The organism is Paenibacillus etheri (assembly GCF_001012825.1).
In the GTDB taxonomy this organism is placed as follows: domain Bacteria; phylum Bacillota; class Bacilli; order Paenibacillales; family Paenibacillaceae; genus Paenibacillus_AQ; species Paenibacillus_AQ etheri.
Genome location: NZ_LCZJ02000033.1, coordinates 70227 through 94357, shown reverse-complemented (window position 1 = coordinate 94357; position 24131 = coordinate 70227). Strand labels below are relative to the sequence as shown.

Annotated in this window: 19 protein-coding genes; 16 read left to right on the top strand and 3 right to left on the bottom strand. The window is 43.3% G+C overall.

Annotation, left to right across the window (positions count from 1 at the left end; translation table 11 throughout):
* Positions 1–188: 188 nt before the first annotated feature.
* The 9 genes from mltG (at position 189) to UQ64_RS20110 (ending at position 11306) form a co-directional block, all read left to right on the top strand.
* A complete protein-coding gene (mltG, locus tag UQ64_RS20145; protein ID WP_245238116.1) occupies positions 189–1238 on the top strand; it encodes an endolytic transglycosylase MltG in 1050 nt (349 codons plus the stop codon).
* Positions 1239–1294: 56 nt separating this feature from the next.
* Positions 1295–2227, top strand: coding sequence for a peptidase U32 family protein (locus UQ64_RS20140; RefSeq protein ID WP_060625275.1), 933 nt, complete (start codon positions 1295–1297; stop codon positions 2225–2227).
* A gap of 97 nt (positions 2228–2324) precedes the next feature.
* Complete coding sequence (locus tag UQ64_RS20135) at positions 2325–3662, top strand: peptidase U32 family protein (RefSeq protein ID WP_060625274.1); 1338 nt, start codon at positions 2325–2327, stop codon at positions 3660–3662.
* Between the two features lie 315 nt (positions 3663–3977).
* The gene (locus UQ64_RS20130) at positions 3978–6149 is read left to right on the top strand and encodes a methyl-accepting chemotaxis protein (protein WP_060625273.1); all 2172 of its coding nucleotides are present in this window, start codon (positions 3978–3980) and stop codon (positions 6147–6149) included.
* Between the two features lie 162 nt (positions 6150–6311).
* Positions 6312–8192, top strand: a complete 1881-nt coding sequence (locus UQ64_RS20125; protein WP_060625272.1) for a sensor histidine kinase — start codon at positions 6312–6314, stop codon at positions 8190–8192.
* Between the two features lie 28 nt (positions 8193–8220).
* Entirely contained in the window at positions 8221–9522 is a 1302-nt protein-coding gene (locus tag UQ64_RS20120) for an ABC transporter substrate-binding protein (protein WP_245238154.1), read from the top strand.
* Between the two features lie 42 nt (positions 9523–9564).
* Positions 9565–10629 (top strand): LacI family DNA-binding transcriptional regulator, encoded by a 1065-nt coding sequence (locus tag UQ64_RS20115; protein WP_060625270.1) that lies wholly within the window; start codon positions 9565–9567, stop codon positions 10627–10629.
* A gap of 60 nt (positions 10630–10689) precedes the next feature.
* Positions 10690–10890: a GNAT family N-acetyltransferase gene (locus UQ64_RS32290; RefSeq protein ID WP_245238114.1), complete on the top strand. Its 201-nt coding sequence runs from the start codon at positions 10690–10692 to the stop codon at positions 10888–10890.
* Entirely contained in the window at positions 10827–11306 is a 480-nt protein-coding gene (locus tag UQ64_RS20110; RefSeq protein WP_342447607.1) for a GNAT family N-acetyltransferase, read from the top strand. The genes UQ64_RS32290 and UQ64_RS20110 overlap by 64 nt, the downstream gene beginning before the upstream one ends.
* Before the next feature lie 143 nt (positions 11307–11449).
* On the opposite strand, the gene UQ64_RS20105 is transcribed toward UQ64_RS20110, so the two are convergent.
* The 3 genes from UQ64_RS20105 to UQ64_RS20095 are packed head-to-tail and all read right to left on the bottom strand — an operon-like array spanning position 11450 to position 14809.
* Entirely contained in the window at positions 11450–12622 is a 1173-nt protein-coding gene (locus UQ64_RS20105; protein ID WP_060625269.1) for a glycoside hydrolase family 130 protein, read from the bottom strand.
* Positions 12622–13836, bottom strand: coding sequence for an AGE family epimerase/isomerase (locus tag UQ64_RS20100; protein ID WP_060625268.1), 1215 nt, complete (start codon positions 13834–13836; stop codon positions 12622–12624). Before UQ64_RS20100 ends, UQ64_RS20105 begins: the two co-directional genes overlap by 1 nt.
* A gap of 22 nt (positions 13837–13858) precedes the next feature.
* Positions 13859–14809: a glycoside hydrolase family 113 gene (locus tag UQ64_RS20095; protein WP_060625267.1), complete on the bottom strand. Its 951-nt coding sequence runs from the start codon at positions 14807–14809 to the stop codon at positions 13859–13861.
* Positions 14810–15096: 287 nt separating this feature from the next.
* Between UQ64_RS20095 and UQ64_RS20090 the strand changes: the two genes are divergently transcribed.
* The 7 genes from UQ64_RS20090 (at position 15097) to UQ64_RS20060 (ending at position 24073) form a co-directional block, all read left to right on the top strand.
* Positions 15097–15876 (top strand): response regulator transcription factor, encoded by a 780-nt coding sequence (locus UQ64_RS20090; protein WP_060625266.1) that lies wholly within the window; start codon positions 15097–15099, stop codon positions 15874–15876.
* Between the two features lie 318 nt (positions 15877–16194).
* Positions 16195–17565 (top strand): ABC transporter substrate-binding protein, encoded by a 1371-nt coding sequence (locus tag UQ64_RS20085; RefSeq protein WP_060625265.1) that lies wholly within the window; start codon positions 16195–16197, stop codon positions 17563–17565.
* 127 nt (positions 17566–17692) lie between these two features.
* Positions 17693–18574 carry a carbohydrate ABC transporter permease gene (locus tag UQ64_RS20080; RefSeq protein ID WP_060625264.1) on the top strand — a complete coding sequence of 294 codons (882 nt, stop codon included), beginning with the start codon at positions 17693–17695 and terminating at the stop codon, positions 18572–18574.
* 3 nt (positions 18575–18577) lie between these two features.
* Positions 18578–19411 carry a carbohydrate ABC transporter permease gene (locus tag UQ64_RS20075; protein ID WP_042186110.1) on the top strand — a complete coding sequence of 278 codons (834 nt, stop codon included), beginning with the start codon at positions 18578–18580 and terminating at the stop codon, positions 19409–19411.
* 76 nt (positions 19412–19487) lie between these two features.
* Complete coding sequence (locus UQ64_RS20070; RefSeq protein WP_060625263.1) at positions 19488–20519, top strand: glycoside hydrolase family 130 protein; 1032 nt, start codon at positions 19488–19490, stop codon at positions 20517–20519.
* Positions 20520–20989: 470 nt separating this feature from the next.
* Positions 20990–21952 (top strand): acetylxylan esterase, encoded by a 963-nt coding sequence (locus tag UQ64_RS20065; RefSeq protein ID WP_060625262.1) that lies wholly within the window; start codon positions 20990–20992, stop codon positions 21950–21952.
* Positions 21953–22000: 48 nt separating this feature from the next.
* Positions 22001–24073, top strand: coding sequence for a methyl-accepting chemotaxis protein (locus tag UQ64_RS20060; RefSeq protein WP_060625261.1), 2073 nt, complete (start codon positions 22001–22003; stop codon positions 24071–24073).
* Positions 24074–24131 lie beyond the last annotated feature (58 nt).

Genomic DNA, 24131 nt, shown 5'->3' with positions numbered 1-24131 from the left:
ACGTTACATTTATGATGAGCACGGAAGAGGGCGGAGAATTCCGCGCTCTTTTTGCTTGGAATATGTGATATTCTTTTTCGAGAATTCAACTTTCAATTCCTGAGATTCAGGGACGATCAAATGAAGTTTGTATTGAATTTTAAGTAATGCCCTTTTATACTTTATAGTCGGAAAGTGAGGAACCAGACTTGAAATCCGCAATCCGTACTGTGCTTATCGTTATACTTTTGCTGGTAGCAGCAGGAGGCGGGGGCGCTTGGTACATTTGGAACGGGATGCAGCCGGTAGAGCCTGCAGGACCTGCCGTAACATTTACGATAGAGAAGGGCATGGGCAGCGCCGAAATTGCTGATCTGCTCGAACAAAATGGCATTATTCGCAACAGTCTTTTTTTTAAGGGATATTTGAAATGGACCAAAGAAGGTTCCAGCTTCAAAGCTGGTACTTATGTTGCTAGTCCAGGAGACACCTATGACGAGCTCATCGAGAGGTTAAATGCTGGTGATGTTGTTAAGGAAGAGACCATAACGTTTACAATTCCCGAAGGATATACTGCTGAGCAGATTGCCAAGAAGCTTGCTGAAGCTTGGAATCAGGATGCTGCTATTTTTCTCGAAATAATGGATACCGGTGCGGGCTTGAAGGGAATTGATGTTCTAGGTATCCCACAGGATAAGAACCTTCGTCATCGTCTTGAAGGGTATTTGTTCCCAGAAACATATGAACTAGCGAAGGATAGTACACCGCTGGAAGTTGTAGAAGCGTTATTGGATCAGTTCCAGAAGAAACTGGATACGATTCCGAATTGGAAGCAAAAGCTTGAAGCACGTGGAATGTCGCTACATGAGCTGTTGACTGTGGCCGCGTTAGTCGAGCGGGAAGTCGTGGTAGATAGTGAACGTCCGCTAGTCGCTGGCGTGATTTATAACCGATTAAAGAAAGAGCAGAAGCTGGAGATTGATGCTACGGTTCAATATTTGCTCGATAAACAGAAGGAAAGACTGTTATTTAAAGATTTGGAAGTTGACAGTCCGTATAATACGTATAAGAATGTTGGACTTCCTCCGGGACCTATCAGTAATCCAGGGTTGGCCTCTATTCAGGCGGCACTCGAACCTGAGGCTTCTGAATACTACTTCTATGTGACCAAGAAAGATGGTACACAGGGTCATCTGTTTGCTAAGACCTATAAGGAACATTTAGCCAATATCGAAAAAAGCAAGCAAGAATCGAAATAAAATATTAAAATGAAGAGTGGTGCGGTTGAAACAACTGTACAAGTAGGAGGTACAACATGACTAACAAACCGGAATTGCTAGTGACAGCAGCATCCTTAGAGGAATCTGCTGCTTTGCTGGATGCCGGAGCAGATGCATTGCTCATCGGAGATGACCGTTTCGGCATGCGTCTTGCCGGACATTTCTCTCTGGAGGATACAGCCGCTGTTGTAGAAATGGCACATGCGCGTGGCTGCAAAGTATATGCTGGACTGGGTGGGCTCATGTCCAATCGTCTGCTGGATGAGCTCCCCGCCTATGTGAAGGCTATAGGTGAACTTGGTGTTGACGGTGTTGAATTTGGTGATCCTGCTGTGTTAACCACAGTGAAGAAGGAAGCGCCGGTCATGAATCTGCATTGGAATGCGGAAATGACCTCTACCAATTACGCAACCGCGAATTATTGGGGGCGTAAAGGCGCTACTCGCGTCGTTCTTGCCCGTGAGTTGAATATGGATGAAATGACGGAAATGGTTCCGCTCTTAGAGGTTGAGGCACAGGTTCAGGTTCACGGCATGACAAATATATACCATTCCAAGCGTAAGCTTGTAGAAAGCTATATGTCTCATCAAGGACGTCCAAGTGAGGGCGGCAGTCTTGGCAAGGAACGTGGTCTATTTTTGATTGAGGCAGAACGAGATGACCAAAAGTTCCCGATCTATGAAGACGAGAACGGTACCCATATCATGAGTTCAGAAGATATTTGTATTTTGGAAGATCTTCATATTCTTATGGCTGCAGGCGTACAAAGTTTTAAGATTGAGGGATTGTTGAAATCAACAGCTTATAATGTAGAGGTTGTTAAGACTTATCGCAAAGCGATAGATCTCTATGTAGCTGATCCGGAGGGTTATTCTTTCCAAGAGGATTGGATGGAAGCAATCAGAACGTTGCAGGATCCAGAACGGGAGCTAAGCTTCGGATTTTTCTATAAAGAGCAAGTATATTAAGTTTAATTTAATGAGTGTTTTAAGTTCCCTGCAAAGATAAGGTGCAAGTAATCAGGTGTAGATATCACTTTGTGGGGCAATGGAGGGGAGAACAGGAATGGGAACCATGACAAAGCCGCAATACAAGGGTAAACGTTACCGTCTGGACAAACCGGAGCTCCTAGCTCCGGCCGGTAATTTAGAAAAATTAAAATTCGCAGTACATTATGGTGCGGATGCTGTCTATATCGGAGGGCAGAAATACGGTTTGCGTTCAGGAGCAGACAATTTCAGCTTTGAGGAAATGCGTGAAGGTGTTGAATTCGCCAAGAAATATGGCGCTAAGGTATTTGTTGCAACGAACATTTATGCTCACAATGAAGATGTCGCAGGGATTGAAGAATATCTGCGTAACTTATATGAAGCTGGCATTGCTGCCATTATCGTAGCTGACCCGGTCATTGTAGATACAGCACGCCGTTTAGTACCTGGATTAGAGGTGCATTTGAGTACTCAACAGTCTACACTGAACTGGCAAGCTGTATCCTTCTGGAAAGAAGAGGGCCTGCCACGTGTAGTACTCGGACGTGAGACAAGCCTAGAAGAGATTGCTGAGATTAAGAAGCATGTTGATATTGAAATCGAGAGCTTTATCCATGGTGCGATGTGCTCCTCGTACTCCGGTAGATGTGTATTATCCAATCACTTCACAGACCGTGACTCTAATCGCGGAGGCTGCTGTCAGTCTTGCCGCTGGAAATATGATTTGTTCGAGGATGCGCGTCCTGAAGGCACTTGGGTGTCTGAAGAAGATCAAGCTGAAGCTGAAGCACAATCTCCGGCACCTTTGATTCCAGGTGTAACTCAGATTCCACTGCATCAGCAAGGAGACAATCCCTTCTCCATGGGATCTAAGGATTTGTGCATGCTGGAAAGCATCCCTGAACTCATTGAAGTGGGCATTGACAGCTTCAAGATCGAGGGACGGATGAAGTCGATTCACTATGTAGCTACTGTAGTTAACGCTTATCGTAAAGCCATTGATGCTTACATGGCTGATCCGGAAGGATACGAGTTGAAGCAAGAGTGGCTGGATGAGCTTAACAAAGCGGCGAATCGTCCGCTTAACACAGGGTTCTTCCATGATACTCCGGATCATGAAGATCATATTTATGAGCCTGAAGAAAAAGCAGCTCCTTATGATTTTGCCGGACTTGTCCTAGAATACGATGCTGACAGTGGAATGGCACTCATTCAGCAACGCAATCACTTCAAGCCTGGTCAGGAAGTTGAATTCTTTGGACCGAATGATACATTTTTTAAGCAGACTGTAGCGGAATTGTGGGATGAAGCAGGTAACCCGCTTGATGCAGCCCGTCATCCTCTGCAACGTGTTCGCATGAAGGTAGATCAGCCCGTAGCATACTTTGATATGATGCGTAAGAGAAAATTTTAATAAGATACAGGGATGTTCTTTCTATAAGAGCATCTCTGTTTTTCTTTTGACAAAGCTAACAATAAGATATATATATTAGTAACTAACAAATAAATCCAAAAAGGAGGGTAGAACGAAGGGGGTTTTTTTGTCTGAGAATACATAGGTTAAAAGTTATAAAAAAAGTATCGTAAAGCTAAGAAAAAAGGCCTAATAAACCGATATATAATATGGTTAGCGCTTTCATATGTCCTCTAATATTAGCGTGTAGATGATCAAGATGGGGATCCTGATCAAGATAGTATTAGTGAAAAGCATAAAGGGAGAAGGTTAGAGATGAAGAAGAATAATAAAAAGTCCGCAAATGTACAGAGTAATGAAACAGGAAAGACATCAAAGCTAGATGGAAATAATAGGATGTTAGGTTGGGGAAGGCAAGTCAAGAGAGTGAATCCTGTTAAATCCGTCGGCGTAAAGTTATTTCTAATATTCCTGTGCTCCACCGTAATCGCAGTTATGTCACTTGGTCTTATATCGTATTCGAAGGCGAAATCAACGATAAAGAATAACGCATCCGAAGCCTACCGCCAGACTATTATTCAGACTGCTGAGAAGCTAGATATTACCTTGAAACAGTATGAGAATATGGTATTACAGCTTTTTTTTGATGCGCAGTTGCAAACGGATCTTAGATCAATGGCTACTGCGAACACTGCTTACGAGAAATTTGAATCAACAAGTGCAATAAGTAAAAAGTTGTCTAATCAGACTACAACAGATTCTAATATTCTTAGTGTCTCTTTGATTCCGGAGTCACTTGAGCATGATATCATTACATCTGGCAGTGGTGGCATTTATTTTGATGGATTACGAGAACAAGAATGGTTCAAGAATATTGTGGCCGATTCTAAAGAATATAATTCATATTATTCAGACGCTGACAATAGCGACGCTAAGAATATTTGGTTCCCTACCTCTCTTCAAGGAGCGGATGAAAAAGATATTGCGTTGGTAAGATCTCTTAAAAGTCTGGGAGCTGACAAAGGATACATAATCATGCTTGTGTTGAAGAATACACTGTTGGAAGAATCCTTCGCAAGTGTGAAGCTGGGAGACGGCTCCCGTATTCAACTTGTGTCTCCGCAAGGTACAGTTGTGGCTTCTTCTAATCCGATAGACGATGGAAAACCATCGGAGTTTTCTTTTATTAAAGAGAGTAAAAAAAATAACAATAGTCTAGATGTCAAAGATTCAAGCGGCAAACCAATACTGGCTGTGTTAAATCCCATGATGCGCGCGGATTGGAAGCTCGCTGGTATAGTTCCTACAGACGAGTTAGTGAAGGAAGCCCATCCGATTCTGTTGACGACGTTTATAACGGCTGCTGCTGCGGCACTACTGGCGATATTAATCGGGATTTGGATGGTTCGTATGTTTGCCCGTCCTCTGGCACGTTTAAAAGATCTTATGGTTCAAGGTGCCAGCGGCGATTTAAGTGTTCGTACACAATATGTGTCGAAGGACGAAATTGGCCAACTATCAGCGTCCTTTAATCTGATGATGGAGCGTATTACTGAGCTTGTATCGCAAACGAGAGAAACCGCACGAGATGTGCTGGAGACCGCTGGCGAGCTTGGAGAAGCTTCACGTAAAACAGCTATCTCGGCGAAGGAAATCGCAGCCGCTACGGAAGAAATCGCTGGAGGAGCAGGTAGTCTGGCACTTGAGGCCGAACGTGGTAATGAGCTTACAGATGTGATAGCTACACAAATGCAGACCGTGATTAGTGCCAACAGTGAGATGGATGAGGCAGCACGCGGGGTTGGAGAAGCTAGTGCTCAAGGTGCAAAGCAATTAACGAAGTTACTAGATCAGACTAGCCGTACTGGGGAAAAGACGAGTGCACTTGTCGAGCGTGTTAATAATTTGAAAGAAACAGTATTCTCAGTGATTAAGGTGCTCGATGTGATGAAGAGTATCACACAGCAGACGAATATTTTGTCATTAAATGCGACGATAGAAGCCGCACGTGCAGGTGAAGCTGGTAAAGGCTTTATGGTGGTAGCAGATGAGGTGAGACAGCTCGCCGACCAATCTAAGCAGTCTATTGCCCTTGTAGCTGGAATCACCGATAAGATCATAACGGAAATGAACGAAACGGAAGCTGTATTATCTGAAGTGGCACCTCTCTTCAAAGAGCAAATAAACTCGGTGAAGAGCACGAGTGATATCTTTGTATCCGTAAAAGGACAGATGGATGAGTTCATTACTAGTCTGGAATCGGTGACGACAGCGATCAGTAGCTTGAATCATTCACAGGTTGTGTTGTCAGAAGCAATGGGTAACGTAAGTGCTGTAGCCGAACAATCTTCAGCGACTTCCGAAGAAGTGGCTTCACTAAGTAATGAACAGCAAAATGTAAGTGACCAACTCGTTTCGCTGTCAGGCAAGCTGGAAAGTGCTTCAGGACAGTTAAAGGACAAACTGTCATTATTCACTATTAAATAAGAGGATCCCTCATTAATCTTTTTATGGTTTACCTAACAAAACCGCTTCTTCGCTATGAAGAAGCGGTTTTGTTATTGTGTAAAGAAGAACTTGCCCGTATAATAATTTTGTTAGGTAATTAATAATAACAAGTTAGGTAAAAAGGTTAAGGAGAAGGACCATATGAAAGGTAAAGGCATCTTTGGCTGGTGGTCCGTTATCGGGGACATGAGTATGGAACGCAAGCTGCTCCTCGTCTTTTTGATTATCATTACCCTTCCGCTCACCTTCATCAGTGTGTTTACTTACAAGAGTTATTCACAATCCATTCAGGGCAATACCGTTGCTTATTCTGAGAAGTTAATCGAACAAATGATGGATGGAGTATATGATTATATCGAAGATATGAAGCGTATTTCATCTATGCCGGCCTATGTGAACGATATTAAACAAAATTTAATTCGTTCAAACCACTACCATGAGCAGAAAGAGATCATGGATGGAAAATCAGGCAGTGCCTCATTTTCGCCTGGAGATTTTGATCTGCTGCTGTCCATTCAGCGGGGGATAGAGGGTAATATTTCATTTATTAACAATATTAAGCGAGGCGCGAACACGGTTTATATTTTTGACGCGCATGGGAATGGTTATTATTCTGCCAAAGATGGTGGCGTACGCCTCGACCTCGATCAAAGCTATAAGTACTGGAGTCAGCAGACGAAGGATTCCACCGGAGAAGCACTATTGTTTGGTACCCAATCGTTTACGAGTAATTTGCAAAGTACTCGATATGCTTTTACCGTTGTTCGTAAAATTGTGGATGGCTTGTTGAATCCGATTGGGCTGATCGCGGTAGAAGCGAATATTAGCAATCTGGAGAATCGAGTTTCAGAGCTGGATAAAGTAACACATGGCAAATCTCTGATCGTTGATGAGAAAGGGATGGTCGTGTACGACAGCGACAAAAAACTTCTTGCCACGGATGTATCTGATTCAGATCTATTCAAAAGGGTCGGTGGGATATCCGGAAGTTTCTATGATACAGTCAACGGAAAAGAATTTCTGAATATATACTCAAGTTCTAGCAAGAGCAATTGGAAGGCCATTATCTCCATTCCTGTGGATGTGCTGATGCGTGATGTGAAGGTGACTCGTAATGCGACGCTCGCAGCTACATTAAGTATCATTGTGTTGGCGTTAATTATTTCAATTATTCTTTCCTTTGCGCTCACTAAATCACTATCCCAAATGATTCACCTAATGAAAAAGGTTCAGGGTGGCGATCTGGATGTGATGTTTAGGGTTAGACGGCGTGATGAGATTGGTCTGCTCGGGCATCAGTTCAATCGAATGTTGGCTCGGATCAGGCAGTTAATTCAGGATATTTACAGAATCGAAGAACAGAAGAAGGAAGCGGAGCTTCACGCTCTGCAGAGTCAAATTAATCCTCATTTTATCTATAATACGCTGGAGTCGATCCGAATGACCGCTGAGCTCAATGATGATATTGAAGCTGCAGATATGATCTCTATTTTAGGTAAATTGCTAAGGTATAGTACAAGTGATTTGAACGGTAAAACGACAATGAAGAAAGAGCTTGGATATGTCTATAATTATGTTGAACTGCTGAATTGTCGCTACCCTAATCGTTTCGTGCTCGAGATCGACGTGCCGCAGGAGTTAGATAACTACTCTATTATCAAGCTGGTCTTCCAGCCGATCATAGAGAATGCTGCCTATCACGGCTTAGATGATAACAAAACGCAAATGCATCTAAGCATCCGTTACGAGATTACTGAGCAAATGCTGTTGTTTCATATTAAGGACGACGGCTGCGGAATGGATAAGGTCACTTTGGAGAGGTTGAACGATGGGCTGCAGAACGAAAGTCCTCCTAAGAAAAGTATCAATGGTGGCATTGGTATGAAAAATGTACAGCAGCGAGTGCGCCTTCATTATGGAGCGGCATTTGGAATTGAGGTATATAGTGAGCTTGGACAAGGGACCGATGTTATTTTGTCGTTGCCATTGCTTGAACCGGAAATGATTAGATTACCTGACTAATATAAGAGGGGGCTGTCCGTTGAAGGGGATGAGATTACACTGGTCTATGCGTACCATACTGCTGCTTCTCTTTTTGTTATCGATTAGTGGCTGTGAGAACAATACCAAGCAGACGGAATCTATAGTGCCTCCAGTTGGAAACGAGGTGAACTCTGACTTATCCGGCACTATAGTTATGATGACCAATCGAATAGATCTGATTGAGAACGGAACCTTTCAAGGATACGCGGATCAATTCAAGCTAAAGTATCCCGAAGCGAATGTCGAATTTGAAGGTCTGTCCAACTACGCGACGGATATTCTGGTACGGCTGTCCACTAAGGATGCTGGTGATGTACTGCTGCTTCCAGTAAATCTTCCTGCTAAGGAACTGGATTATTTTTTCGAACCGCTAGACGAAAAAACAACTGCTGGTGAGCGTTTTCCTTCTTTTTCTAGCTATGAGGGCAAACGATATGGGTTATCGACGGGAACTACTACGATTGGGATTGTCTATAATAAAAGGGCATTCGAAAAAGCAGGAATCACTTCTGTTCCAAGGACGCTGGATGAATTCTATGAAGCCTGCGCTAAGCTGAAACAGGCAGGAGTTATCCCGCTGTATATGAATTATGGAGCGGTTTGGCCACTGCGTGAGTGGGGAAATACTCTAGTTAACTATATGGCAGGTAACCCTGAATATCTTAATAATATGATAAATGAGGATAGTCCGTGGCAGCTTGATAATGAATGGGGGAAATCCATTTCCATTGCTCGCACCTTAATTGCCAAAGGTTATGTTGAAGATGAACTATTCTCGAACAATTGGGAGATATCGAAGACAAAACTTGCTAAGGGGCAAGCGGGTATGTATTTACTAGGAAATTGGACGATTCGGCAAGTTCTTGATGTTGGGGCTTCGCCAGATGATATTGGATTCTTCCCGTTTCCATATGATAATAATGACACTCATTATGCGCCTATTCATTCAGACTGGTTCATAGGGGTCAGTAAATTCAGCAAGAATAAAGAGCTTGCTATGGCTTGGTTAAATTATTTTGTAAAGGAAACTTCTTATAAAGATGATTGGGGATTCCTACCGGCAGATGGTAGCTTGAAGCCTGCTATGCCGCAATACCGTGAATTTCTATCTTATAAACCTAAGCTACTGGACACTACCGTACAAAGTGATGCTTTCATCGATCTCGCGAATAGAGCCAAGCTATCCTTTTGGTCTGGTGACTATATTCAGGAGTTACTTGCTGCACCTGATTTACAGAAGGCTTTTGATGAACTGAATGCCAAATGGAAGGAAGCGCGAGCGGAAACACAGGTGGCTTCACAGCCTTAGAATAAGTACATTAATTTCAAGTAAATATCTGGAGGGTTTAATATGGCTAAAAAGGTCACCATGCAAAAAATAGCTGATCATCTCGGTGTATCTAAATTTGTTGTCTCTAAGTCATTATCGGGTAAAGCTGGCGTTAATGAAACGACCAGAGAACGAGTTATTCAAGCGGCTTCGCAGTTAGGCTACTTTACGCAAAAGAATGCTTTTGTCCAAGGTATAAAACGAACTCCTCCGGTAGGGGGCAGTGATCGGAATAAGCAATCTGTACTTGTATTAATGCCGAATATCCGCTCGCAGACTCAAGATTCCTTATATTGGGGGAAGATTGTGGACGGTATTGCCCTTGCGCTGGATCAAGAAGGACTAGGGATGGTGATCATCTCTGAGAATCGTGCGGATAATTTCGTTAATATCTTGAACCCGAGTGGGATTCTTGGTTTAGTAGGTGTGGGCGAAATCTCCACTTCTTTACTGCTTGAGGTACATCGCATCGGTCTGCCGATGGTGTTGATTGACCATGAAGATCCATTAATTCCAAGCGATACTGTATTCGCGAACAATGTGGATTCTATGGCTCGGCTTACCAACCATTTGATGGGGACAGGCCATACTCAAATGCATTTTATCGGGAATATTGGATTTTCACGCAGTTTCCGGGATCGGTGGATCGGCTTTCGGAGTGCGCTGGAGGAGAGTGGGATAAGACTGCCTTTGGAGGATGATGCGAATCTCTTTTTGGAAGGAGTAGAGGAAGATGTATTCCAAGAGGATTTTAAAAATTGGGTGATGAAGGGGAAAAAAGCTAAGACACTACCAACTGCCTTGGTCTGCGCCAATGACAAAACAGCGCTCTCGGTCAGTGATATCCTGAAGGCAGAAGGTCTTAATATTCCAGGGGATATCTCGGTTACAGGCTTTGATAATATTGAGGATGCCTCAAGAGGCGTTCCAGCACTCACTACTGTGCATGTCCCAAAAGAAGCGATGGGCCGGGCGGCAGTGGAGAAGCTGCTAAGTCGGATTGGGTACCCCACTGCACCACTGGAGAAGATCCTGATCGCAGCAGACATAGTGCATCGTGATTCTGTGGATATACCGCGAGACTAGAAATTAGCCGATTAAAAATAATTGAAAGTCATGGGATTTTCGTTAGGGGGGAATTCAGTTATGTCAGAACCATTTACAATGCCAAAGATTGAGGGCGAGCGTATTCATCTGCGTGGTGTAGAAGCATCTGATCTGGAGGCCTATTACAACTTTTTACTTGATGAGGAGATGGGACGTCTAACGGGGTCGCAGGAGAAATCTCTCGCGAGCAAACTGCGGACTGGATTCGTAAGATTAGTGTTCCAACTGAGGATCGTGTAGATCTTATGATTATCGTCAAGGAAGCGGATGAGCTTATCGGAGAAGTGGTATTGAACGAAATAGATCCAGACAACCGTAGTGCAAATATTAGAATTGGGATTCGTAGTCATGAACATAGAGGGAAAGGTTACGGTACTGAGGCTATGACTCAAATGCTGCGGTATGGCTTTGAATCCTTGAAGCTGCATCGCATCCATCTAGGTGTATATCCATTTAATCCAAGAGCCATTCATGTCTATGAGAAGCTCGGTTTCAAGCGCGATGGTGTGGAGCGGGATGCTCTTTATGTAGATGGAGAATTTCATAACTTGATTTTGATGTCTATGCTTGAGGATGAAATAAATACATTTGCTCCGGTCCATGGATTTCCTGTTGAATCAAAGGCATATTTATCAACCATAAGGGAGATGGAATAGCTCCATGATTCGTTCTAAGTCCGTAAGCCTTTTTGGATAATAGATATACGGTTGAAGAAGGCATAGAATGATCAAAAAACGCAGAGCAGCGATCCTCCAATAACAGGAGAATCGCTGCTCTGTTGATTTTTAAGGTTATCTATTTACAGTGCAAAATTACGATCAATGAGGGCGATACGTTGTTGTACACAAGCATAAGAGCGAAGCGGGTCTTCTGGTGTGTTCAGTACGTAATCTAACATTTGGTCAACGGTAGTTGTAGCTACATGGATATGAGTATCGGAAGAAGCATAGTAAATATAGATCTCACCGTTATCACGTGCAATCACACCATTACAGAATACGACGTTAGAGACATCGCCGACACGTTCTTCACCGTCTGGTGCGATGAAATGACCGCCTGGTGAATGGGTGACTTTATTTGGCTCCTCCAGATCAGATAAAAAGGCATAAAGCACGTATCTGAGACCAGCAGCGGTATTACGTACACCATGAGCAATATGCAGCCAACCTTTTGTAGTTTTGATAGGTGCAGGACCTTGACCATTCTTTACTTCCTTAATGGTGTGGTAGTGGCGCTCATCCATGATTGTCTCACTGGTGATCACAGCATTCTCAATCGTATCCGAGAGTCCCCAGCCAATACCACCACCGGACCCTGCATCAATGAATCCATCCTGTGGACGAGTATAAAAGGCATATTTTCCATCTACAAATTCAGGGTGGAGCACGACATTACGCTGCTGAGCAGAACCTGTCTTAAGATCGGCCAGACGTTCCCAGGTCTTCAGATCCTTTGTGCGTACAATACCACATTGTGCTACTGCACTAGAAAGATCGCCGTGCGGGGCATCCGGATCTTTGCGTTCTGTACAAAAGAGGCCGTAGATCCAGCCATCTTCATGACTGACAAGACGCATGTCGTAGACGTTAATATCCGGAACTTCTGTCTCGGGCAGCACGACTGGATGATCCCAGAAGCGGAAGCCATCCGAACCATTGTCACTTTCAGCCACAGCGAAAAAAGATTTGCGGTCGTTACCTTCAACACGTGCAACGAGGTAGAACTTGCCGTTCAGTTCAATGGAACCTGGGTTGAATACACCGTTGACGCCAATTCTTTCGGCAAAATAAGGGTTGGTGTCTGGGTTGAAATCATACCGCCAGATTAGAGGAGCGTGCTCAGCGGTAAGCAGTGGATAAGTATATCGGTCATAAATACCGTTTCCATAAGGAAGCTTTTTATTTTTACGGGTGATCAGTGCTTCATAACGATCTGTTAGTTGTTGTTTGCGCTCTTGAAATAATGATGACATTATACAGTCTCCTTTATAGTTGATTTCAGTCGTGCGATCATTTCGAAGCAGGCTCTGCTGTTATGATAAGGACATTTCCAGGCACTAACCTTTGGAGCATGAGCTAAAGGCTGGTAATTCTCATCTACACTCCAGTACCATTCGCCTAATTGGTGATCCACCATATATTTATCAATAAAAGTCCAGGAGGCTTGAGCGGCCTCGTTAAATTTGCTGTCACCGGTCAGCTGATAAGCATTATAGAATCCTACAACTGCCTCAGCTTGTGGCCACCAATCTTTCTCTTTGCTCAGCAATCCGTTCGGGTCAGCTTCATTCCATATCCCGCTATCGCTATCTATGCCTTCTGCAAGAACGGCCTCTGCCATGGAGATAGCGACAGCTTGTACGCGCTGCAGCAGCTTCTCTTCACCAAGGATTTCTGCGGCTTCCACCAGCAGCCAGCTGCCCTCGATATCATGTCCATACGAGATAATATCTGATTTCACATTCCATGCCTCATCTAAGAAAAGATGAAAATGCTTGCCTTCCTCATCAATGATATGATCCAGCATCGTTTCGATTAACTCAGCCAGCTTACGCTCTAGCTCTTCTGACTGCCATACTCGATAAAGTCCGGTATACGCTTCCAACACGTGTAGATGCGTGTTCATAGATTTTTTCTCATTCATGTCTTTGCTGCTAAGGCTGAGGTTATCCGTGACTTGCCATTCCCGAGATAAGGCTTCAACATAACCTTTATAAATAGAATCATAGCCATGTTTCTCAACGAACTGGAATATATGAATTACCTCATCTAACACTTCAGGCCGTCCGGTCGCTTGGTAGAACTCAGCCAGTGCATAGATTGCAAAAGCTTGGCCGTAGATCTGTTTTTTCTCCTGTGAAGGTCTGCCCTTAGCATCAACCATCCAGTATAATCCGCCATATTCTTTATCGATGAAGTGATCCATCAGGTATGCATAGGCGCGTTCTGCCATGGCTAGATATTCTGTCTTGCCGTAGATCCGGTAAGCGCTCGCAAAGGACCAAAGAATGCGGGCATTTAGCACAAGGCTTTTCTCCGCGTCAGGCGCAATGTTCAGCTGATTGTCCATTTCGCCAACAAATCCGCCATTGATTTCGTCCTTCGTTTGTTTCATCCAAAAGCTGAGAATATTACCCTGCAGCTCATCCTCAAGTTGTGTCAGCCATAGTTCTGGTGAATTAATCATTGGTCATTAGTCCCTCCTCACATTACTTATTGATTTTCGAGGTGAAATATTCGTTGATGATTCCAGCGGCTTGCTTGCCATACATACAATAATCATCATTCTGTTCAGCTTCATGAATTGGATAAAGGTGAGTAGGCCAGTCCCAGAGCATAAAGCCCTGAACCCAATCTCTGCGATCACAGCCTTGAAACATTGCCTGATAGAATTTGCTTTGTTCCTCTTGGCTTGGTTCACCCTTCAAGGTCCAATCATTAGGAATCGCCGCGCTCCCGCTCCGACTAGGGCAACCAGCTTCCATAAAAAAGAACGGCTTATTCTGTGATCGCACTACACTTTCAATCCGGTCGAGCTGAGCTTCCCAATCGTTGGCTGGATAATATCCACTTGAAGAAATCACATCGAGCGCATCCCACCAGGTCACGTTATCCTCCTGATACTTATCGCAATTATAAGTAAGAATACCTGAGTAAACCTTCCGAACCTCCGCAATAAGCGTACGCCATTCGGTTTCCCGTCTATCCGTTTGTACAAGCTCGCAGCCGATACAGAACATCTCACAGCCTGTTTCCTCTGCGATGGCAGCATAGTGCAGAATAAACTTGGTATATGAGCTGAACCACTCAGACCATTTAGGCTCGCAAGGAACATCCTTATCGAAAAAGTTAATGTGAGCACGCCAAGTTCCGTCAGCGCAATTCACAATTGGCTTCAGACATACCTTTAGCTGCAGTGACTTCGCTTTACTAATGGCGCATTTCACTTCTTCGTCACTAACGGTTGGAGTTTCCCAATAGGGAATTTCCGTTGAATGAGCGGTAGCTTGAAGCGCACTAAGAGCAATGGCCGTCCAGTTCGCACCGGTGACTGAAGACATGAGTTCCATCGAACGTTCAGCTTCTTTCGTTATCCATGAACCACGTATACCCGAGAAACCCCAGGTTACGCCTGCAATGTATTCGTTGTTAAATCCCATCAAGAATCCCCACTTTACATTGAAAATAGAAAAATTAACTATTTGTTATTAAGTTATTATTAATTTGTTAGTTTATAATAACAACTTAATTTAGTTATATACTTTTTCGAAGATGATTTCAAGGACAATTTATAGTTGCGGCTGGGAAATTTGAATAACTTTCGTTATAGTAAATACAACTATAAATGAGCGCAATCGTACATTGACGTAATCCATGGGGAGAATACTATTCGTGATGATCGCGCAATCATAATAACTGGCAGATACAACTGGAGGGCAGGACTCAAATGATAAATGTTATGATTGCGGACGACGAGGAAGTCATTCGCAGGGGACTCGAAAAAATCACATCCAGAATGGAATTAGACGTACATGTAATTGGATCCTACGGTAACGGATTGGAAGCCTGGGAGCATATTGAAAAGTTATCCCGAGATGAAATGGATCTGCTTATTACAGATATAAAAATGCCTAGAATGGATGGCTTTATGTTGATTGAACAGGTTAGAGGACATATGGAGGATATACCTATTGCCGTTCTTAGCGGTTTTAGTGAATTTGAATATGCACGCCGGGCAATCCGCCATGGGGTGATGGATTATTTACTAAAACCTATTGATAAGACTCAGCTATATGAACTGCTCAAGAGAGTAGAGGATGCAAAGAAAAAGAATGTCAAAGAGCAGGAGGAAATGTTCTCTCAAGCGGCTGATGGTGGAGAGCATTATGTTGTTGAACAGACTAAAAGCATACTGGAGAGGGAGTATGATCAGAACTTCGAACTTGAGCGTTTGGCGGAGATCGTCGGTATGAATGCGAGCTACCTCAGCCGTTTATTCAAAATAAAGACGGGCCAAACCATAACCGATTATCTAATTCGGATTCGTATTACTAAGGCGAAAGAATTGCTGATGGAGCATCCCGACCTGAAAAATTATGAAATTGCCGATAAGGTAGGTTATAGTGATCCAGTTTATTTTAATAAATTGTTTAAGAAAATGTGTGGTATGACACCTAAGGATTATAAAAGCGGCTGTAAATTACCGAAAATGCAACGTGAGTTTTAGACTTATATAGGAAGCTATTATTTAGGAGAGCGGAAAGCTCTCTTTTTTTGTGGTTATTTTCGATAAATTAGATAACAAAATTACTATAATGAAAACAAATATAACAAATACAAGACCAGAAAAAGCAATTCAAACCATCGTTTTGCGTTAAAAATAGATTTATAATGAATTTGTAAGCGATATCATCACTTGTTTTCAAAAGTTATCAATGATTTTAGTGTTGATGATTACTCTTTTAAATCGCAAGTGGTGATAAAAGTTATTATTTTTGTTATTAAACTAAATTAGAGTCAAATTGAAGAGAGGGGTCGTAAAAACATGAAAAAAGGCAAAACAATGATGAGTTTGATGGCATTGACACTTATGGCAGGATTGTTTAGCGGTTGTTCTTCAAACAACAACACTAACAATGAAGGCGCTAAAAACACAGGAAGCAATGGATCCTCAACAGAGGCGAGTGCAGCTCCGGCTGATGATGCAGCAGCCAAGGACATTAAAGGGGATATCACGGTTATTACGCAAAGAACGGATATTGTTGATACCGTATTCAAAGAGTATGCGGCTAAGTTCAATGAGAAATATCCTGATGTAAAGGTAAACTTTGAAGCGCTCGCTACTTATGAGGATCAAATTAAAATCCGGATGAGTACTAGTGACTATGGCGACGTGCTCTTGTTGCCAACAAGCATAGCTATTAAAGATATTCCGGATTTCTTCGAACCACTGGGTAAACTCGAAGATATGCAAAAGCAATATACAGGTGTGGAAGAACGTGCAGTAGACGGAATGGCCTACGGAATTCCAATGACAATCAACTTTAACGGTATTATTTACAACAAACAAGTCTTCAAAGATGCTGGAATTGCAGAGGTTCCAAGAACACCTGAACAATTCTTGACTGCTCTGCAATCGATTAAAGACAAAACAAAAGCTGTGCCTCTGTACACAAACTACGCAGCTGGCTGGACATTAACCCAATGGGAATCAGATCTGGCAACTGTTGCCGGCAATCGTGACTATGTCAACATTGGTCAAGTGGCTAGCGATGATAACTATTCTCCAGGTCAACCTCACTATGAACTGTACAAAATTTTGTATGATGCAGCGCAAAAAGGTTTGATTGAAGAAGACCCAACTACAACAGACTGGGAATCTTCCAAAGCTGATCTAGCAAACGGAAAAATCGGTACTATGGTTCTTGGATCTTGGGCGATTGGTCAAATCAAAGGTCTAGCAATGAATCCTGATGATGTTGGCTTTATGCCATTCCCTACGAATGCAGATAAAGTGCTTGTGCCGCTTGCGGGTGATTACAATCTGGGCGTTAGCGTTCACAGTAAAAACAAAGAAGCTGCTAGAGCTTGGGTGGATTGGTTTATCAACGAATCTGGTTACCCAACGACTGAAGGTGGCGGTATGAGCCCGGCGATCGGTGCAGAGCTTCCAGAAATTCTGAAACAATATGAAGGTACAGAGGTAACATTTGATACCCTTGCTCCTGCTAAAGCTGGCGAAGAAGGCTGGTCTGATGAAATCGACAAACAAGCTGAAATCGGTGCTTGGCAGCCAGACTTTAAGAAACGCATTATTGAAGCAGCGATTGGCAACAGAAAAGAATCCTATGACGACATTATGAAAGACCTGAATGACAAGTGGAAGGCCGCTCGCGCGAAAGTCACAGCACAGTAAAAACTATAAGCTTTCTTAATGCTATAGCGGCAGTGAATGTGGGAAGGGATGTGCTAACTGGCATTTCCCCCTTCATATTTAAACTAGACATAACTAAATGAGGATGCTTTTTCTGGAGGTGTATCGGGTGTTAAAGTTTTCAAATTTGAGCTATAAAAATCAACGGATTGCCATCATATTCTTGTTCTCATTAGTGCCGATCGTATTACTACTTACGTTTGCTTATTATCCAGTAATCAGTATGTTTCGGTACAGCTTCACCAGCTGGAATGGACTAAGTAAAAATATGGAGTACGTTGGGCTGGAGAATTATAAGACCATTTTTACGAAACCTGAGTATTTTTCCGTATTTAAGGTCAGCTTGTATTATTTCTTCACCACCTTTATTCAGATGGCGCTTGCTTTGTATTTTGCAACCATTCTGAGCTTTAGTGTTCGTATGAAAAATCTATTCAAAGGGATTTTGTTCTTCCCAACCTTGCTAAACGGTGTAGCGATCGGCTTTATCTTTCTTTTCTTTTTCAAACCAGATGGAACGCTAGACACGATTCTTAATCTGCTCGGACTTAGTGGATTACAGCAGAAGTGGCTTCTCAATCCGAATTTGATTAACTTCTCACTCGCGGGTGCGTCACTGTGGAGATACATGGGGATGAACTTCCTGATCTTCCTTGGGGCTATTTCCTCTATCGGTTCGGATATTTATGAAGCAGCTGAGATTGATGGTGCAAACAGATGGCATCAGTTTATGCATATTATTTTGCCAAGTATTAAACGTATTCTGCAATTGAACTTGATCCTGGCAGTTAGTGGCGCCATTGGTGTATTTGAAATTCCATACGTCATGACAGGCGGATCTAACGGAAGTAGCACATTTGTTATTCAGACGGTCGATGTAGCTTTCAAATATAGCAAAGTTGGATTGGCATCAGCAATGGCCGTAGTTTTGCTGGGTATCGTTATAGTAGTTACTATTTTGCAGCGCGTTCTGATCAAGGAGGAGAAATAAACTATGCATTCTGTAAAATATACCACTGCTAGTATATTCAAATATCTCACCTTGATTTTGGGAGCACTTGCAGCGTTAATACCTATCGTAGTTGTGTTTTTCGCTTCATTAAAAACAGGGCCAGAATACGCATCAACCGGACCGTTAACACTGCCTGAGAATTGGCTGAATTTCTCCAACTACACTAAGGCTTTTGTTGATGGCAAAATGCTTCTTGGTTTTAAAAACACTGTCATTATCGTTGTGATCTCTATCTTGGGTGCGACGCTGACGGGTTCGATGATGGCTTATATTTTATCCCGCTTCAAATTTAAAGGCAGTAAAGTTCTCATCAGTATGTTTCTGATTGCTACCCTGATCCCGGGTGTTACTACTCAAGTGGCGACTTTCCAAATCATCAATCACTTGGGCTTGTTTAATACCAGATGGGCACCCATCGTCATGTACCTCGGTACGGATATTATCGCTGTGTATATTTTTATGCAGTTCTTGGATTCGATCTCCGAATCACTGGATGAATCCGCGATGCTGGACGGGGCTTCTTATTGGACGATTTATTGGAGAATTATTTTGCCACTGCTGAAGCCGGCGATTGTAACAGTAATTATTGTGAAGGGCGTAAATATTTATAACGATTTTTACACTCCTTTCCTATATATGCCGAAAACTGATCTCCAAACGATCTCCACAGCGCTCTTTAAGTTTAAAGGTCCGTACGGATCACAGTGGGAAGTAATATGTGCGGCGATTATGATCGCAATTATTCCTACATTGGTTGTGTTTACCGCGTTGCAAAAGTATATTTACAATGGATTCTCGCAAGGTTCCGTTAAGTAAGCTTAGTAATAGATTTCATAGCAGTACTAGATAAAATAGCAACCTAAAAAGTTGCATACATTTGGAGGGAATACTAATGAGTGAAGTGAAATTGGTAGGAGCGAGTGCAATTAACATCCCGAACATGCCTTGGCAGGATAAGCCTGCCGGCTACGAGAATCCGATTTGGAGACATAATGATAACCCGGTTATCAAAAGAAATCCTGCAAGAGGTGTAGCCCGTATTTTTAATAGTGCGGTTGCTGCGTATGAAGGTAGTTTTATTGGAGTATTTCGTGTGGAAGATAACACAACTCGTCCGCATTTGCGTATGGGACATAGTGTGGACGGTCTAGATTGGAAAATCGATGATGAGCCGATCCAATTTATAGATGAAGAAGGTAAACCTTATCAGCCGCGTTATGCTTACGATCCACGTCTGGTTAAGGTCGAAAATACATTTTATATTATCTGGTGTACAGATTTTTACGGCGCGGCCATCGGCGTTGCCAAAACACAAGATTTCAAAACATTTGTCAGCTTGGAAAATCCATTCCTGCCCTTCAACCGGAACGGCGTTCTCTTCCCTAGAAAAATCAATAACAACTTCGTGATGTTGTCCCGTCCAAGTGACAGTGGTCATACACCATTTGGTGATGTGTTCCTTAGTGAGAGCCCTGACTTCGTATATTGGGGTAAGCATCGTCATGTAATGACCAAGGGTGGTCAAGGCTGGTGGCAAAGTGTGAAAATTGGGGGCGGACCTGCACCGATTGAGACCTCTGAAGGCTGGTTGATGTTCTACCATGGCGTTACTGGAACCTGCAACGGTCTTGTATATAGCATGGGTGCAGTTATTTTGGATATTAATGAGCCTTCAAAGGTGAAATATCGCTCGAAAAATTTTGTGCTAACCCCTGAAGAGTGGTACGAGGAAAGAGGTTTTGTGAATAACGTTCTGTTCCCATGTGCTACTCTGCATGATGCGGAAACCGGCCGTATCGCCATCTATTATGGCGCTGCTGATACTTACGTAGGTGTTGCTTATACAACAGTTGATGAAATCGTCAAGTATGTCATCGACACCCATGAAGAGGTTGGCGATGATGCCGGTCTAGGCAAAATCTAATAGGGTAGATGCTTGGTGGTCGTGTAGCGCTTGAAAGAAGTGAACTGTGCGCTGCGTTTTGATTCTGGGTTCTGCACATTGTGTGTTTTGGGCTTTGGGCTATTCATTGCATTCTTTGCAATAGAAACTCTCGATTTTGTCTGAAAAATAGAATCTATTACACTTTCTGCAATGGATTTCTGAAAAAATCAATTTTATGCTCGTTTCGCTCGATCTGATTGTACAAAGTGCAATAGAACACCGATTGACGCTCATATGGAGTGATTCTATTGCACAAAGTGCAGCCAAAGGGCGACGAGTGAGTGCTATCCCCTTCATGAGACCTCTATACATCTAAGCTAAAGCCGATAGTTGCAGAAAGTGCAACTATCAAGCTCCTGTTATTAGTAGAAGCCAACGGAAAACCCGCATATGCGGGTTTTCCGTTTCCATTGTTTTTAAGTAAAAAAAACTTTAAGGAGGACCTAAATATGGGAAGCGACATGACATTGTCACAATTAAAAAAATATAACGGAAGCAGCCCGAAGCCGGTCGATTTTGACGCGTTTTGGGAGCGGGCTTTACGTGATCTGGACGCCCAACCGCTTGATTATGAACTAGAGCCTGCGGAGTTCGTCAGCGAGCTAGCGGAATGTTATCATCTTTATTTTACCGGCGTTGGCGGAGCAAGAATCCATTGTAAATATGTAAGACCGAAGAAAAGAGGTTCGGAAAAAGGTTCCGGTGTCGTGATGTTTCACGGATATTCCTGTGACAGCGGGGATTGGATGGAGAAGGTGACTTATGCGGCCCATGGGATTAGTGTCCTTGCGATGGATTGCCGGGGACAGGGCGGACTTTCCGAGGATAATCTTACTGTAAAAGGCACAACCATTCGTGGACACATCATCCGCGGCATTGACGATCCTACTCCGGACCACCTGTACTATCGGAATGTGTTTCTGGATACAGCACAGACTGCTCGAATATTGATGTCTATGGAAGAGGTTGATCCAGCACGTGTAGGTGCTTTTGGTTTATCTCAAGGAGGAGCGCTTACTGTAGCTTGTGCAGCATTAGAGCCTCGTGTGAGCATGGCTGTTCCTGTGTACCCGTTTCTTTCGGATTATAGACGGGCTTGGGAGCTTGATATCACTACGTCAGCTTATGAGGAAATTAACTATTACTTCCGCTTTTTTGATCCCCATCATTTACGTGAGGACGAGATTTTTAATAGGTTGGGTTACATCGATATTCAGAATCTCGCGGAGCGAATTCAGGCCAAAGTGTTGTGGGTTACAGGGTTATCCGATGTGATTTGTCCACCTTCAACGCAGTTTGCCGCATACAACAAAATACTAGCGCCCAAAGAGCTTATGGTTTATTATGAGTACGGTCATGAGTATTTGCCATATCTTTCCGATCGGGTGTTACAGATGTTCATGACCTTGTAAACGATAAGCCAGTAGGCAGAACAGACGACAACGGTGGTGAATGATTAGATGAAAGTACAAGAGAAAAAAGGAAAAAGGCGATTCCAGCTGCATCCATCCAAATCCATTGGGGTGCGGCTTTTTCTCATCTTCTTTGTTTCGACGATGGTGCTCGTGCTCTCTCTCGGCTACACTTCCTATTCCGTAGCTGAGCATACGATCGAGACGAATGCGCTGTCAGCCAATCAACAGACAGTCGTTCAAACCGCTGAGAAGTTTGATGTGGAATTGCTACGTTATGAGGATGGTCTAGGAAGAATCTTGTACAACAATGAAATTCAAAATGCACTCAAACAAGGGAATAATCCCACTACGAGTAATGAGGAACGTAAGGTACTGTCTAACCAGATTAGTGCGGAGCTAAATGATTGGCTCACTGCTTCAAACGGTGTGGAGGCCGTATACCTTATTCCGATGAATGAAGGTTTACCAATTTCTTCGGCGGGTACAAAAGATAACGCTTTTATTGAGAGTTTCAGAGAATCCTCATGGTTCAAACAGCTAGAGGAGAAGCCACAGAGTGTATGGATTCCACGTGAATTACAGGGCCAGGAAGGAAATGCGTCAGGTGTTTTCCATTTGGCCAAATCGATTGCCGGTGATTCCAAAAGCTCGGGATACATAGTCGTTAGCGATATCAGAATTAGCGAGTTAGAAAATCAGCTTCGTAAAGTGGACCTTGGAACAAGCTCCTACATGCAATTGCTGACGAATAAGGATGAATTGATTGCCTCCTCCCAGCAAGTGGGGACGGATACATATCTAAATCTGGGAGGTACGCTTCTGGGTGGTCTGCAGAATACAGCAGGCTCATTGCCAACAAAGGATGAGAAGGGGAAATCAATATTAGCTGTATACGGAACACTAGAAACCTCGGGGTGGAGATTACTTGGTGTTGTACCCGCTGAGAACTTGACGAAAGACGCGCTGCGTATTCTCAAGACTACCTATCTTATTGTAGCTATAGCAGCAGTTATCGCCATTCTGATTGGGTACTGGATGGTAAGAATGGTATCTCGTCCGTTGACCAGACTTAAGAATCTGATGTCTGAGGGAGCCGAAGGGAATCTAGGAGTACGTACAAATATCACCTCACGTGATGAAATTGGTCAGTTATCCAGCTCTTTTAACATGATGATGGAACGGATAACAGAGCTGGTTATTCATACTAATGAAACCGCTCGGAAGGTACTGGAAACCGCCGATGAGCTTAGCGGTGTTTCGCGTAAGACAGCTGATGCAGCCATGGATATTGCTGCGGCCACGGAAGAAATTGCCGGTGGTGCAGGCAGTCTGGCCTTGGAAGCTGATCGTGGCAATGAGTTGACAGGGCAAATTTCGGTACAGATGGAATTAGTCAATTCAGCTACTCACGAGATGGATCACACCGCACACAGCATCGGCGAACTTAGTGAGGGAGGCTTCAACAGATTGAAAGAATTACTTAATGAGACGAATAGGACGGGCCTGAAGACGAATCAGCTTGTGATGAAAGTTAACGAGCTGACAGAAACGGCCTCTTCCGTAATGAAGGTTCTTAATGTCCTGCAAAATATTACACAGCAGACGAATATCTTGTCACTAAATGCCACCATTGAAGCAGCAAGAGCAGGTGAGGCCGGGCGAGGATTCATGGTGGTAGCTGATGAAATACGCCAGCTTGCAGATCAATCGAAAGAGTCTATTGCTGTTGTGGCTGAAATAACAGATACCGTTATGAAAGATATGAACGAGACGGTTGTAGTCCTTTCAGAAGTTGCACCACTCTTTAATCAGCAAATGAGCTCCGTGCAGAGCACTAGCGATATCTTTGTATCTGTGCAGGATCAGATGCTGCATTTTATCGCCCGTCTGAATGCTGTAACTGTGTCGATGGACAGCTTGAGTCAATCACAAAAGGTTCTATCCGATTCGATGAGCAACGTAAGCTCTATAGCTGAGGAATCATCAGCTGCATCTCAAGAGGTTGCCTCTCTTAGTGGAGAGCAACAAAGTGTAAGTGATCATTTGGTAGAGCTTTCTTTGAAGCTGGAGGATGCATCCTTGCAGTTAAAGGAGAAATTATCGAAGTTCAGCGTATAGGGTAGACATAACAGAATACTAAATTAATGAACCGCTTCTTCCTTTAGGAGAAGCGGTT

Excerpts from the sequence above, each read along its gene's own strand:
- UQ64_RS20060 (WP_060625261.1), top strand. The coding sequence starts at position 22,001 with ATGAAAGTACAAGAGAAAAAAGGAAAAAGGCGATTCCAGCTGCATCCA.
- UQ64_RS20140 (WP_060625275.1), top strand. The coding sequence starts at position 1,295 with ATGACTAACAAACCGGAATTGCTAGTGACAGCAGCATCCTTAGAGGAA.
- UQ64_RS20105 (WP_060625269.1), bottom strand. The coding sequence starts at position 12,622 with ATGTCATCATTATTTCAAGAGCGCAAACAACAACTAACAGATCGTTAT.
- UQ64_RS20130 (WP_060625273.1), top strand. The coding sequence starts at position 3,978 with ATGAAGAAGAATAATAAAAAGTCCGCAAATGTACAGAGTAATGAAACA.
- UQ64_RS20115 (WP_060625270.1), top strand. The coding sequence starts at position 9,565 with ATGGCTAAAAAGGTCACCATGCAAAAAATAGCTGATCATCTCGGTGTA.
- UQ64_RS20100 (WP_060625268.1), bottom strand. The coding sequence starts at position 13,836 with ATGATTAATTCACCAGAACTATGGCTGACACAACTTGAGGATGAGCTG.
- UQ64_RS20120 (WP_245238154.1), top strand. The coding sequence starts at position 8,221 with ATGAGATTACACTGGTCTATGCGTACCATACTGCTGCTTCTCTTTTTG.
- UQ64_RS20095 (WP_060625267.1), bottom strand. The coding sequence starts at position 14,809 with ATGGGATTTAACAACGAATACATTGCAGGCGTAACCTGGGGTTTCTCG.
- UQ64_RS20090 (WP_060625266.1), top strand. The coding sequence starts at position 15,097 with ATGATAAATGTTATGATTGCGGACGACGAGGAAGTCATTCGCAGGGGA.
- UQ64_RS20125 (WP_060625272.1), top strand. The coding sequence starts at position 6,312 with ATGAAAGGTAAAGGCATCTTTGGCTGGTGGTCCGTTATCGGGGACATG.
- UQ64_RS20135 (WP_060625274.1), top strand. The coding sequence starts at position 2,325 with ATGGGAACCATGACAAAGCCGCAATACAAGGGTAAACGTTACCGTCTG.
- UQ64_RS20065 (WP_060625262.1), top strand. The coding sequence starts at position 20,990 with ATGGGAAGCGACATGACATTGTCACAATTAAAAAAATATAACGGAAGC.
- UQ64_RS20085 (WP_060625265.1), top strand. The coding sequence starts at position 16,195 with ATGAAAAAAGGCAAAACAATGATGAGTTTGATGGCATTGACACTTATG.
- UQ64_RS20075 (WP_042186110.1), top strand. The coding sequence starts at position 18,578 with ATGCATTCTGTAAAATATACCACTGCTAGTATATTCAAATATCTCACC.
- UQ64_RS32290 (WP_245238114.1), top strand. The coding sequence starts at position 10,690 with ATGTCAGAACCATTTACAATGCCAAAGATTGAGGGCGAGCGTATTCAT.
- UQ64_RS20070 (WP_060625263.1), top strand. The coding sequence starts at position 19,488 with ATGAGTGAAGTGAAATTGGTAGGAGCGAGTGCAATTAACATCCCGAAC.